This is a genomic window from Nonomuraea maheshkhaliensis (assembly GCF_039529435.1).
Lineage (GTDB): Bacteria > Actinomycetota > Actinomycetes > Streptosporangiales > Streptosporangiaceae > Nonomuraea > Nonomuraea maheshkhaliensis.
Map to the genome: position 1 here is coordinate 51,685 of NZ_BAAAMU010000046.1, position 13,488 is coordinate 65,172.

The window sequence follows — 13,488 nt, forward strand, 5'->3', positions numbered from 1 at the left end:
CTCGACGATGACTGCTACCGAGCTTGAGCCAGAGGCGGGACAGGAAAGGCCGGCCACGGCAGATGATCTCGCGGTCCGGCCCCGGTTGGGTCATGACGTGCTGTTCTACGATGTCGGCGACAAAGTCGTGGTGCGCAACACCGAAAAGGTGTACGTCGTCAAAGGACAATGGGCCTACCGTTTCCTGTGCTCGCTCGCACCGTACTTGACCGGCGAACACACGCTCGCCGAGCTGTGCGCGGGCCTCGCGCCCGAACGGCAGGCGATGGTCGTCTCCCTGGTCCGGTCGTTGATCGGCAACGGTTTCGCGCGCGACGTACCTCCGGCGGGCGACATCGATCTGGGCCCCGCCGTCGAGCAGGCGTTCGCCTCCCAGCTGAACTATGTGGAGCACTTCGTCGACGAGGCCAAGGCCCGGTTTCTGCGCTTCCGTACGGCCAGGGTGATGATGCTGGGCACCGGCCGGGTGAACCGGGCGGCGGCCGAGAGTCTGCTGCGCAACGGGCTCGCCTCACTGAGCCTGGTCGAGTCTTCGCCGCAGAGCGCGGCCGAGGGCGCCCCCGCGGCCATGGCGGGACTGGCGGAATGCGTCGCGGAGCTGACCGAGGCCGGCTGCCCTGCGCAGGTCCACCTGCCGGGCATCACCCTGGACGAGGCCCTCACGCCACACGCCCTGAGCGGATACGACTTCGTGCTCGCGTCCGGCGACGATCTCGGCCCGGCCACGCTGCGGCGGCTGATCGACCTCGGCGTGAACGGCGGTCCCGTGGTGCTGCCCGCCACCTCGATCGGTTCGAGCGTCGTCATCGGTCCGGTCACCCGCCCGGCGACCGCGGGCTGCTGGACGTGCTCCATGCTCCGCTATGGAGCCAACGCCGAGCCAGGCGAGGCGGCCGCCCTGTGGCGCGGCATCGCGTGCGGAGCCGCGGGCCTGGCCGCGCCGAGGCTCAATCCGCAGCTCGCGGCGATGGTCGGCAACCTGCTCGCCTTCGACCTGTTCCGGCTGGTCACCGGCTGCTTCGACGCGGAGACCGACCATGGCGTCCTGATCCAGGACGTCTCCACGCTGGAGGCCAGGCGCGAGCGGCTGTGGCCGCACCCGCTCTGCCCCTCCTGCGCGGAGCACCAGGATTTCGGCGCCGGGCCCGTCACGCCGACCGTCGTCCACGAGACGGCGCCGCGGCCGTTCCGCCCCGCGAACGACGCCGATCACGACGCCGATCACGATGGTGCCGATCACGACGTCAAGGTGCGGCTCAGGGCGCTGCTGAAGGAGGCCGACGAACTGGTCGGCTCCCGCACGGGTGTGCTGTCGTCGTTCGACGACGCGGCTCTGGACCAGTCACCGCTCAAGGTCGGCAGGGTCCGCCTCGGCGCCCAGGCCGGATCCGACGTACGGACTCGGCTGATCACGGCGTTCGACCTGCACTACGTGCCCGTCGCGCGCCGGAGCGCGGTGCGCGCCGCGCTGCTCGCCTACGTCGGCCAGGTGGCGAGTGTCCGGAACGCGGTGACCGGTTCGACGGAGCTGCCGCACACGCTCGCCCCCGCCGATCTGTCCACCTCCACGGGGCTCGCGATCGAGGGACACGAGACGTTCCCGTGGCTTCCCGCGACGTCTCTGGTGAGCGGAGAGCAGCGGCTGGTGCCCGCCGCGGCGGTTCACCCGTGGTCGGGGCTCAACGCCGACTCGTGGTTCGAACGGACCGGGGCGGGTGGCGGAGCCGGGGCGAGCATCGGCGAGGCCGTCCGGGCGGGCCTGTTGTCGGCGATCGCGTTCGAGGCGCTGCGTGCGGCGGTTTCCGGACGGGGCGAACCTCGTCCGGTCCTGTGCGAGGATCCTGAAACGGGTTCCGAGCTGGAGTTCTTACTGCGGACCTTCGGCAACCTGAGCGTCCGGCCAGAGGTGCTTGAGCTCTCCCCCTGGCGCAACGCCGGCATCGTGCTCGCTCGGATCCCGGACTCCGCCGACCGGCCGCTGTGGACCGTGCGGGCCGCGTCGTCCCGGCGGGACGCGCTCGTCGAAGCTCTGCGAGATCTCGCCGGGCTGGTCCAGCTCCGTCACTTGGCGAAGATCGAGGACGTCGACCTCGGCGAGCCACTGCTGCCAGGTTTCGACGCCCGGGCCGTGCCCGCGTCCGGGGAACCGGTGCCGGCCACGACGGACGGCTCCCCCAGCACCCCCAGCGACGTCGCGGCCCTCGTCGCCGAGCTCGCCGGCGAGGGCCGCGACGTTCTCGTCGCCGACACCACGACTCCGGAGCTCAGGTCTCAGGCGGCCGTGGCGACCTGCCGGGTCCTCCTGACGCGATGCAAGTGATGCAGGAACGGGTCCCACAGGCGCTCGCGGACGATCGACGACTGGTCGCCGGCTACCTGCACGATCGACTGGCCCGGACAGCCGGGCGGCCCGTGACGGTGCGCGTGGCGCACCTCGACGCGCAGGACGCGATGCGGCCGCTCGACGCACCGGACACAGAAACAGGCACAGGCACCGGCACGGCAGGCTTGCTGCCTGTCCATGTGCACGGCGACACCGTGCTGCTCGGCCCGTTCGACAGCGCACGCCCCTGTTTCCACTGCCTGGCCAGGCGGTGGCAACGGCTGCGGACCGGCGTGGAGCGTGAGGCCCTGGAAGGCGGGCCATCGCTCGCCGCGCACCACGCGTCCCCGTTCCTCTCCCGGTTCGGCCTGGAGGCGATCTGGCGGACCGTCCAGCAGATCGTCCGGGTGCCGCCGGAGCGGAGACACGCCGACCGGCACGGACATCCGTTCGTGCACGAGCTCCGGCTGAAAGACCTGACGGTGCGGCGTCATCCGATCGTCGCGGACTCGCAGTGCCCTCGATGCGCTGTTCCGGGTGAGGACAGCGCCGACTCCGCTCGCATGACCCTGCGCAGCCGCCCGAAACGGTCGGTCGACGACTTCCGGATCAGCTCGGCCCACGACCTGGAACCCGGCGCGTACGCGAACCCCGTCTGCGGGATGGCCGGCACCCGCGCGGAGCCGAGCATGACGAGCACGACGACGGCGAACGTGAAAGGCCGGATCGACATCCCAGGCGGCGGATACGTCCATGAGACGTTCTGGGCCGGCCACTCCGACAGTTACGCCCGCAGCACGCTCCTGGGCATACTCGAAGCCCACGAGCGGATCGCCGGCACCCAGCCCCGGCGCTTCTCCGATCCGGTGGTCGGCACCTACCGGAATCTGCGGGGCTCGGCGCTGGATCCCGCCGAATGCGGCCTCTACACCGAAGAGTTCTACGCCAGGTCCCGGCATTACACGTCCTACCATCCTGATCTGCCGATTCCCTGGGTATGGGGTTACTCGCTGCGCGACGAGCGCCCCCTGCTGGTCCCCGCGGCGATCACCTACTACCACCTGACCGACCAGACCGGCAGATTCGTCCAGGAATGCTCGAACGGGTGCGCGTCCGGCGGCTGCCTGGAAGAGGCGATCCTCCACGCCCTCCTCGAGCTGGTCGAGCGCGACGCGTTCCTGATCGCCTGGTACGCCCGGCCGGTCCTGCGCGAGATCGACCCGTACAGCAGCACGAGGATCCGCAGCCGGCTGATGATGGATCGTCTCTCGATGTACGGCTACGACCTGCGCCTGTTCGACGCCAGAATCGAGTTTCCGATCCCGGTCGTGATCGCCGTCGCCCAGCGCGGAGACGGCGGCATGGGCACGCTGCTCTTCGGGGCCGGCGCCGGTCTCGATCCCGAGGAGGCGATCGCCTCAGGCCTGTACGAGGTCGCGTCCGCGATTCCGGATTTCCCCGGCTACACGAAGCTGCGCGCCGAAGAGCTCACCGCGAAGGCGGCCGACTTCGGCCAGGTGCTTTCGCTGTCCGATCACGCCCCGCTCTACGGGTTGCCCGAGATGGCCCGGCACGCCGCCCATCTGCTCGGCGACGACGGCAGGCCGGCCGATCTTCCCCCGGTGGAGGAGGTGTTCAGGAACTGGCGGCACGAGCGGCCGCGCACCCTGGATCTGCTGGACGACCTCAGGTTCTGCGTCCGGTCCGTGGTCAAGGCCGGTTTCGACGTGATCGTGGTGGACCAGACCTCGCCGGAGCAGGCGGAGATCGGCCTGCACACCGCGAGCGTGGTGATCCCCGGCCTGCTGCCGATCGACTTCGGGTGGGACCGCCAGCGCGCCCTGCACATGACGCGGACCCGGACCGTCCTGCGCCGGGCCGGGCTCCGCGACCGCGATCTCGAAGCCTCGGAGCTCAACCGGGCTCCGCACCCCTTCCAATGAACCGGCCGATGAACCGGCCGATGAACCGGCCGATGAACCGGCCAACGCACCTGCTCGCCGCTACCGGCGCGCCTGAGGAGTCGTCCATGGACACGGAGCAAGCGTTCGAAACGGCGAGCGACTACATCGCCGCGATCATGCGCCGCAACCGATCGCCGGCGGAGAACTGGAGCCTGAAACCCGATTGGGCCGACCAGCCGCGCATGCACAACGTCTACCCCGGCATCACGCCCGTCCCGCTGCCGGCCACGCAGGTCGAGCTCGCCTCGCTCGAAGCGAGCCTGACCGGGCAGCCGCCCGGGGACGGCGGCGCGTTCACCATGCCGATGCTCTACGAGATGCTGCGCGACTCCTACGCCTGCGGCGGGCGCAGGCTGGCGGTCACGGTCAACGACGACACGGTGGCCCTGCCGCATTATCCGCGCGCGGTCTGGTCTCGCGGCACGGCGTCCGGGGGTGGCCTGTACCCGCTCGAGATCTACTGGGTCTGCGGGCCTGGCGGGCCGATGTTGCCGGGCGTCTACAACTATTCGCCGGCCCAGCACGGTGTGCAGCGACTGCTGATCGGTGACGTGACGGGCCAGGTGCGGCAGGCGATCGCGCCGGCGGAGGCCGCGGGCGACCAGTTCCTGCTGGTGACGGTCAAGTTCTGGAAGAACGCCTTCAAGTACCAGAACTTCGGCTACCACGTGGTCACCATGGACGTGGGCACGGCGCTGGGGACGTGGCAGTTGTGGTCGAGAGCGGCGGGATTTCCGCTGCGCCCGCTGCTCAATTTCGACGAGGAGGCACTCAACCGGCTGCTGGGCGTACGGACGCACGAGGAGAGCGTGTTCGCCGTGGTGCCGCTGCCCGGCGGCGGGGGCCCGTCCCCGGAAGGCCGGCCCGGGCTTCGCGTCACCGCCGTCCCCACGGAAAGGTCGCGTACGGTCGTCCGGCATCCCGCGATCGAGCGCGTCCACGCCTCGACCGTCACCACTCCGCCGACCGGCGATGCACCAGCTGACCGGCTGAAAGCGGCAAAGCCGAACCACAGCGGCGGCAGCGGCGACGCGATCAAGCTGGCCGATCCGCTCCCGCTCGACGCCACCGTACGGGAAGCCCTGCGCGCTCGCCGCAGCAGCTTCGGCAGGTTCAGCGCACACCACCGCCTCGGACAGGCCGAACTGGCCGCGGTGCTGCGCGCGGGAACCCTGGGAGCCCGGCTCGTGTCGGATGTCAAACAGCCGGACGGCACGCCGGAGCTCACCAGGCTGGCCGTTTTCGCGAGCCACGTCGACGGCGTCCCCCCGGACGCCTACGACTACGACGTCGCCGCCAACACGCTGCTGCCCCTCGGCGCCGGTGTGAGCGCGTCGTTCCTGCAACGCAACTACTTCCTGAACAACTACAACATGGAGCAGGTCGCCGCCGTCGTCACGGTGCTGGCACGGCCGCACGCGGTGATCGCGGCCACCGGCCAGCGTGGTTACCGGTTCCTCAACGCGGAGGTCGGCGCCGCCGCCCAGGCCATGTATCTGGCCGCGGCCGCGGCGGACATCGGCTGCGGGGCCGCGCTGGGCTTCGACAACGTCTCGTACGCCGAGCACCTGGACAGGCGGCGAGACCTGAGCGGCGATGACACCGACCAGGAATGGCCCCTGCTGATCGTGATGCTGGGGCACGAGCGCCAGCAGGCTCCCGACTTCCGCTTCCGGCTCCGCTGATCTCACCGACCCGAAGAGGTGACACGGGTGATAGACCATGATTTCCCGCTCGGCACGGACGCCCCGGCGGGCCGGGACGACGGCAGGCAGTGGATCGTCACCCCGCAGTTCATGCTGCGGGTGGCCGGGATGCCCATCGACGCCGTGGCCCCCTTGACCAACCCCCGGGGGACGCGATGGGCGGACACCCTGCTGGCGGCCGAGACCGCCATGGACGCGGCGAAGCAGGTGATCGCCGACGCGCTGCAGGAGTCCGTCGCGGACAATGACGACGAGCAGCAGCGTCGCCGGCTGCTCACGTTGCGGCGCGATGTCTTCAATCGCCGCCTTCCCAAGGACCTGGCATCGGCCAGGTCGCTCGCCACACACCTCGACGAGCAGGGCCGCGCGGCCCTGCTCGGCTGGCTCGACCAGCGCGCCGCCTATGACGAGGAACTCCGGCGCGGCGCCGCCATCGTGGCCGATGAAACCGGCCTGGCCCGCGCCCACCTGCGTGAGCTCGCCCGCGATCCGAGGCTGCGCAAGGGCGTGTTGCTGGCGTCCCCGTCGCTGGACCGCTACCTGCCGGCCTATCTCGACGCCGGGGACGGCCCGCTGAACAAGCGCGCCCGCCGCATCGAGCGGTCGCTGCTGGAGTACGTGTACCGCACCGCCTGCAAGACGAGTCCGTTCAGCACGTTCACCGCGGTCGCGCTCGGGCGGTTCGTACCCGGGAGCGGGTCCCTCTTCCCGCACCTCGACCTCGACGTCGTCTGGCGCAGTCACGCCCGGCTCAACGTCGCGGCGCTCGCGCGGCTGATAGACGTCATCGCCGACCGGCTCGACCTGCGCCCGGAGCTCACGGCGCGCCTGACGTCGGGCTCGCGCGCCGACACGGAGCGGGTGCGCTACGTGCGGCGGATCCGGGTGGTCGGTGACGACGACACCCCGACGGGTGCCGACAGCATGCGGGAGAACCTCTTCTTCCTCCGCCAGGGCACCCTGCTGCAGGAGGTCATGCGGATCCTGGGTGAGCGGGCGGAGGTGTCCTTCGGGCAACTGGCCGAGCTGCTCGGCGCGGCCGACCGGCCGAACCGTTCCCCCGAGGACGTGCGCGAGTATCTGCGCCGCCTGCTCCAGCTCGGCCTGCTCGTGGCGCCGGCCCTGCACCTGGACGTCCACAGCGCCGACCCGGTGGAGTCGTTCCGGCGTGGCCTGGTACGGCTGGACGCGCCATGGGCACAAGCGGTCGCCGACCGGCTCGGCGGCATCTCCAAGCTGGTGAAGCTGTACCCGTCAGCCGATCACGAGGCCCGCAGAAGGCTGCTCGGCATGATCAGGGCCGGCCTGGAGGAAACGCAACGCGAGCTCGGCGCGGTGCGGCCCAGCACGCCGAGCAACCTGGTGTACGAGGACGTCAGCGTCCCCGGCACCGGCGCGGTGGCCGACCCGGAGAAATGGCGGCGATCGCTGACTCCCTCGCTGTGCCAGGTGGCACGGTTGCTGCCGCTGTTCGACTCCACGGTGCCGCAGCGGCTGAGCCTGCACGGATTCTTCACCGCTCGCTACGGAGCCGGCGGACGCTGCGACGACGTGCTGCGGTTCGTGCACGAATTCCACCAGGACTACTACACCTACTACCTGAAGGTCACCTCGCGGCCGAGCTTCGACGAGGACGGCGTGTTCGTCCCCGACCCGAACTGGTTGCGGCTGCCCGAGGTGGAGGCGATGACGCGGGCGCGGCAGGAACTGATCCGCCGCATGAGACTGGCCGCGGCATCCGGCACCGACGTGCTGCTCGACGACGAGTTCGTCGACGAGGTCTCCGCTCTGGTGCCCGATCATCTGCTCGACCTGGAGCCGAGAAGTTTCTTCGTGCAGCTCGGCGACGACGGCGGCACGCCGTTCGCCGTGGTGAACCAGACCTACAGCGGCTTGACCCTGTTGTTCTCCCGCTTCATGCACTGCTTCGACGACGCCGAACGCGGCGGGCTGGCCGCCGAACTGCGGGACGAACTCGCCAAGCTGCAACCGGCCGACGCGGTCTTCGCCGAGGTCACGGGCGGGTACGACACCACGAACCTGAACCTGCATCCGGCGATCACCCCGTACGAACTGGTCTGTCCTGGCGACGTGAGTTTCCGGGACGAGTCCGAACAGATCGCGGTTGACGAGCTCAGCGTGCTCCACGACGAGCGGACCGGCCGGCTGCGGTTGTACTCGTGGCGGCTGGGCCGCGAGGTCATCCCGGTCTACCTGGGCTTCATCATTCCGCCGGCGCTGCCCCAGGTGCAGCGGGCGATGCTGCTGTTCTCCCGGACCATCTTCGCCACGATCGACCTGTGGGGCGGCACGCGCGCCCACGAGCGGATCACGACGATCAGCAGCCGGCCGAGAATCCGCGTCGGCGACCTGGTGGTGTCGAGACGCAGGTGGACCGTACATCCAGAATTCCTCCCCGCGCGCGGCGCCGGGGACGGCGACGCGGAGTCGTTCCTCGCCTGGCGGCGCTGGCAGCGGGAGCACGGCCTGCCGCAGCGGGTTTTCGCCTCACTCGGCGCGGTGCCGCTCAAACCCGGCGCGGGCACCTCCATGCCGACGTTCAAACCCCAGTACATCGACTTCGGCAGCGTGCTCTCGCTCCAGTTGCTGGAGCGGATGGCGCGTGAGGGCAATCGCCTGATCGTGCTCGAAGAGATGCTTCCCGACCTTGAGCAGATCTGGCTGAGGTCGGCTGAAGGACGGTACGTGGCCGAGCAGACCATCGAGATCACCGGCACGACCCGGCCGCTGCGCGGTCACCGATCAGACAGGGGAGTTCAGGGATGACAACAGAGCCGCACACCGTCGGCGATCCTCGGTCGCGACCTGCCTCGGCGCCGGGCGAGTGGCAGGCGCTGCACATCTTCTACAGCGCCAATTCCCAGGCGATGCTCACCGACTGCGTCGCACCGCTGGTGGGCGATCTTCGTGACCGGGGGCTGCTGGAGCGCTACTTCTTCATCAACTACTGGATGGAGGGCCCGCACGTCCGGCTGCGGCTGAAGCCGGTCACGGAGGCGGCCACCTCCGCGGTGCGCACGGCCGCCGAGGCCGCCGTGCGGGAGTTCCTGGCGAGCCGCCCGGCGCTGTACGCGTTCGACCAGGACATGCTGAAGGCACAGGAGGATCTGTTCGTCATGGAATATCCGGACGAGAACGAGCGGCGCCGGATGTACCCGGAGGGGCGGATACCCGTCCAGGACAACAACACCTTCCATTACCGCGCCTACCATCCGGAATACGATCGCTACGGCGGGCAGGCCGGGATATCCCTCGCGGAGCGGCACTTCGAATTCTCCAGCGATCTGGTGATCGGGCTGCTGCGGACGGCCAACGTGCACGTCAGGCCGGTGCTGCTGGGCCTGGCCGCCCAGCTCATGATGATCAGCGTCTCCACTTTCATGCGCGACACCGGCCGGATGGCCACTTTCCTGGAGCGTTATCACGACTACTGGAACTCGTCGTTCGGGCTCGACTACTGGAGCTCGACGACCCGCATCGTCGAGGACAACACCGCCCGTTACCGCATGTGTTATGACTCGATGAAGGACGTGCTCGCGACCCGGTTCATGGACACGCACGACAGCATCAGGCGCGGCGAGCCGGACCGGCTGACCGGCTTCCGTGCGATGTGGGCCAGGCACTGGGAGAGCCTGCGCGAGCAGGTGCTGGAGCACGGGAGCGCCGGTCGGCTCACCTTCGTCAAGGCGGGCACCTCCAGGGCGCCCAAGGTGATCTCCGATCCCGAGATCCTGCTGCCGCATCTGCTCGCGTCGTACCTGCACATGACGAACAACCGGCTCGGCCTGCCGATAGCCGACGAGGCGTACCTGGCCTACCTCCTGGCGCGCACCCTGAAGGACCATGCGGAATCCGCGTCCTGACGTCGCCCGTCCGATGTCCTCCCGGAAGTCCGGCCTTCTCCCCGACCACGAATCTCGACCACGAATCTCGACCATGAATCTCGACCATGAATCTCGACCATGAACGAAGTGAGCACATGACCATGCGGACAGCCCACCTGCTGGATCTTCCCGCGCAGCTGGAGGCCGCCATCGGCGCGGCCGCCGGCGACATGGAGGCCGGGCGGGACCTCCCTGAGCACCTGGTGCGCGAGTTACGCGACAGCGGCGCCCTCCGCCTGCTCACGCCACGTGAGCTCGGCGGCTTCGAGGCCCCGCTGGAGACCGTGCTGCAGGTGTACGAGGGGTTCGGCCGGCTCGACGCCTCCGCCGGATGGATCGTGTGGAACGCCAACTGGGGATTCATCGGCGCGCTGCTCGACGAGCCGGGCAACGCCCGGATCTGGGGAGCGGGCCCCGAGCCGGTCTTCGCGGCGTCGAGCATGGTGGGGACCGCCGTGCCGTGCGACGGGGGTTACCGGCTGTCCGGGCACTGGAAGCTCGTCAGCGGGATCAACCACGCCGACTGGTTCGCCGCGGCCGCCTACATCAAGGACGGCGACAACGTGCTCCTGACCGACGACGGCATGCTCGACGTGCGCTTCTTCATGCTGCGCCGGGAGCAACTGTCGGTCAAGGACACCTGGCACTCCAGTGGCCTGCGCGGCTCGGGAAGCCACAGTGTCATGGTCGAGGACGCCGTGGTGCCCGGCGACCTGGTCGCGCGCGTGGACGTGCCGGCCCGCGTCCAGCGCCCCCGCTACCAGGGCTACATTCCTTCGCTCGTCGTCCCCGGCTGCTCCGCCGTCGTCCTCGGGGTGGCCCGGAGCGCCATCGAGGAGACGACCGCGCTCGTGGTCTCGAAGCGGACGATGACCGGCGGCACGCTCGCCGCGTCGGCGCACACCCAGACGGTCATCGCCCGGTCGGAGGCCGCGCTCCAGGCCGCCCGGCTGCTCCTGCTGGCCGCGGCGCGCGACCTCGACCTCGCCGGAGAGAACGCCGCCCCCGTCACCCTCGAACTGCGCGCCGCGCTGCGCGCCGCCATGAGTCACGCCGCGCAGACCAGCCGCGACGTGCTGACGGCCATGTACGAGCTGGGCAGCTCCGCCTCGATCTATCAGGGCAACAGCGTCGAACGGCTCTTCCGCGACGGGATGGTCGCGCTCCAGCACCACAACCACTCCGCCGCCTTCTTCGAATCCGTCGGACGCGTCCGCCTCGGCATGGCCCCCACGCTGCCGGTCTTCTGAGGGCCGGTCTTCTGAGGACCTGTGACGCTCGCGCTATCCCGAACGCGCAGCGGACAAGGCGCGACGTGGATATTTCCGGCATGGGCCGGTGGCTAGGCTCGTCCGCGTGTTGCAGACGAGCAAGGGCAGCCGGACGGCGGAAGGCCGGTCCGCGTGACCGCCGACGCGGGCAGGTGGCTGCGCGTGGCCGTCCTGGGCCCCTTCGACGTGCGGCTGGGAACGGCGCACGTCGAACTGGGCTCGAACCGGCTGCGGACGCTGCTGGCCGTCCTGGCGCTGTCCGCGGGCGAGTCGGTGTCGGTGGATCGGCTGGCCTCGGTGGTATGGGCGGGTGATCTGCCGGACAACGTCCGGCGCAGCGTCCACACCTACATCGCCCGGCTGCGCAACACGCTCGGCGCGGAGGCGATCGAGACGACGTCACTGGGTTATCGGCTGCGGGTGGCACCCGACCGGGTCGACGCGCTGCTGTTTCGCCGGCTGCTCGCCGAGGCGGCGCCGGCGCGCGGCACCGAAGCCGAGCCGGCGGCCCTGGAACAGGCGCTGGCCCTGTGGCGGGGGCAGCCGTTCGAGGGGATCGACTCCCCGGCGCTGCACGGGGCCGACGCCACGCACCTGCTGGATCTGCACGTGTCCGCCGCGGAACGCTGGCTCGACCTGGGTCTGACCGCGGGACGCCACAGTGAGCTGGTGCCCGAGGCCCGCAGGCTGGTGGCCCGGCATCCGTGGCACGAGCCGTTGTGGGGGCGCCTGCTCCTGGCGCTCGACGGCTGCGGCAGGCGGGCCGAGGCGCTGTCGGCGTACGAGCGGCTCAGGCGCGGGCTGAGCGAGGAGTTGGGCACCGTCCCTTCCGCCGAGCTGCGGCGCATTCACGCCGGCCTGCTGGAGGACCGCGCGGTGCGGGCGGCGCCGATCACGCCCCGCCAGCTCCCGGCGGACGTGGCCGAGTTCACCGGCCGGGACGAGGAGCTGAAGCGGCTCGACGGGCTGCTCGGCGGGAACAGCAGCGTCTGCGTCATCACCGGCACCGCCGGCGTCGGGAAGACCTGCCTGGCCGTGCACTGGGCGCACCTGGCCGCCGAACGCTTCCCTGACGGTCAGCTCTACGCCGACCTGCAGGGCTTCGGGCCGGGCGAGAGCGCGCTGGACCCGCATGACGTTCTGTCCAGCTTTCTGCAGACCTTGGGCGTGGCGAAACCCCGGATTCCGGTGGATCCGCAGGCCAGGATCGCGCTGTACCGGACGCTGCTGGCAGGCCGGCGCGCGCTGGTGCTGCTCGACAACGCCCGCGACGCCGACCAGGTACGGGGACTGCTGCCGGGAGGCACCGCGTGCATGGTGGTGATCACCAGCCGGCAGGGGCTGAACAGCCTGGTCAGCCGGCACGCGGCCGCGTTGCTCACGCTGGACGTCCTCACCCATCGCGAGTCCCGTCAACTGCTCGCGAGCCGGTTGGGCCGCGAGTGCGTCGAGGGCGACACGCGCGCCACCGATGAGATCATCGATCTGTGCGGGCGGCTGCCCCTTTCCCTGGCCATCGCGGCCGGCCGCGCGACCGCGGCGCCGTCCGCTCCGCTCGCGGCGCTCTCGGCCGAGCTGCGCCGCGCCCGCACCGACGTCAGCGCGCTGGCCACCCGGGACGCCCGCACCGACATGCGCACCGTGTTCTCCCACTCCTACGACCTCCTGCCCGCCAAGGCGGCCCGCCTGTTCTCGCTGCTGGCGATCCATCCGGGGCCCGACATCGCCCGGGCGGCCGTGGCCAGTCTGGCGGCCGTCAACAGGGTGCAGGCCGATCGGCTGCTGGACGTGCTCCTGGAGGCGCATCTGGTGGCCGAGGCCGTTCCCGGCAGGGTCACGCTGCACAACCTGCTCCGTACGTACGCGCACGATCTGGCCCGCGTCGCCGACGTCCGGCTCCACCGGCAGGCGGCACGGCGGGTGATCGAGCACTACCTGCACACCGCGTACCGGGCCACGCGGCTTCTCACGCCGGACGCGCTCGTGATCGTGCCCAGCCCGCCGGCTCCCGGCGTGCGGCCGGAGCGCCTCACCTGCCGCGGGCAGGCGCTGCAGTGGTTCCGGGACGAGCACACGGTCCTGTTCACCGTGCTGCGCCAGGCGCTGCGGAACGACTTCCCCTCCCATGTCATCCAGCTGGCGGCGGCGTTGACGCCCTGGTGCGACCATCGCAGCGACTGGCGCGCGAAAGCCGGCATCCATGAGGCCGCGCTGAAGGCGGCCGAACAACTGGGTGACATCGCGGCCGTGATCAGGGCGCGGCAGATCATCGCGGCGGTGACGATCGACCTCGAACGAGCGGACCAGGCACCCGCTTGA

General features: G+C 70.4%; 7 protein-coding genes. All 7 read left to right on the plus strand.

What is annotated here, in order from left to right; genetic code table 11:
- Positions 1 to 97 precede the first annotated feature (97 nt).
- Positions 98 to 2,320, plus strand: coding sequence for a TOMM precursor leader peptide-binding protein (locus ABFX54_RS28145; RefSeq protein ID WP_346109562.1), 2,223 nt, complete (start codon positions 98 to 100; stop codon positions 2,318 to 2,320).
- Positions 2,311 to 4,266: a TOMM precursor leader peptide-binding protein gene (locus ABFX54_RS28150; protein WP_346109563.1), complete on the plus strand. Its 1,956-nt coding sequence runs from the start codon at positions 2,311 to 2,313 to the stop codon at positions 4,264 to 4,266. Before ABFX54_RS28145 ends, ABFX54_RS28150 begins: the two co-directional genes overlap by 10 nt.
- 86 nt (positions 4,267 to 4,352) lie before the next feature.
- Positions 4,353 to 5,972, plus strand: coding sequence for a SagB family peptide dehydrogenase (locus ABFX54_RS28155; RefSeq protein ID WP_346109564.1), 1,620 nt, complete (start codon positions 4,353 to 4,355; stop codon positions 5,970 to 5,972).
- 27 nt (positions 5,973 to 5,999) lie between these two features.
- Positions 6,000 to 8,780, plus strand: coding sequence for a lantibiotic dehydratase (locus ABFX54_RS28160; protein WP_346109565.1), 2,781 nt, complete (start codon positions 6,000 to 6,002; stop codon positions 8,778 to 8,780).
- The gene (locus tag ABFX54_RS28165) at positions 8,777 to 9,877 is read left to right on the plus strand and encodes a lantibiotic dehydratase C-terminal domain-containing protein (RefSeq protein WP_346109566.1); all 1,101 of its coding nucleotides are present in this window, start codon (positions 8,777 to 8,779) and stop codon (positions 9,875 to 9,877) included. The genes ABFX54_RS28160 and ABFX54_RS28165 overlap by 4 nt, the downstream gene beginning before the upstream one ends.
- A gap of 116 nt (positions 9,878 to 9,993) precedes the next feature.
- A complete protein-coding gene (locus tag ABFX54_RS28170; protein ID WP_346109567.1) occupies positions 9,994 to 11,148 on the plus strand; it encodes an acyl-CoA dehydrogenase family protein in 1,155 nt (384 codons plus the stop codon).
- Positions 11,149 to 11,301: 153 nt separating this feature from the next.
- A complete protein-coding gene (locus tag ABFX54_RS28175; RefSeq protein WP_346109568.1) occupies positions 11,302 to 13,488 on the plus strand; it encodes an AfsR/SARP family transcriptional regulator in 2,187 nt (728 codons plus the stop codon).

Bases quoted from the DNA above. Each gene is read 5' to 3' on its own strand.
- ABFX54_RS28150 (WP_346109563.1), top strand. From the start codon at position 2,311: ATGCAAGTGATGCAGGAACGGGTCCCACAGGCGCTCGCGGACGATCGA.
- ABFX54_RS28155 (WP_346109564.1), top strand. From the start codon at position 4,353: ATGGACACGGAGCAAGCGTTCGAAACGGCGAGCGACTACATCGCCGCG.
- ABFX54_RS28165 (WP_346109566.1), top strand. From the start codon at position 8,777: ATGACAACAGAGCCGCACACCGTCGGCGATCCTCGGTCGCGACCTGCC.
- ABFX54_RS28170 (WP_346109567.1), top strand. From the start codon at position 9,994: ATGACCATGCGGACAGCCCACCTGCTGGATCTTCCCGCGCAGCTGGAG.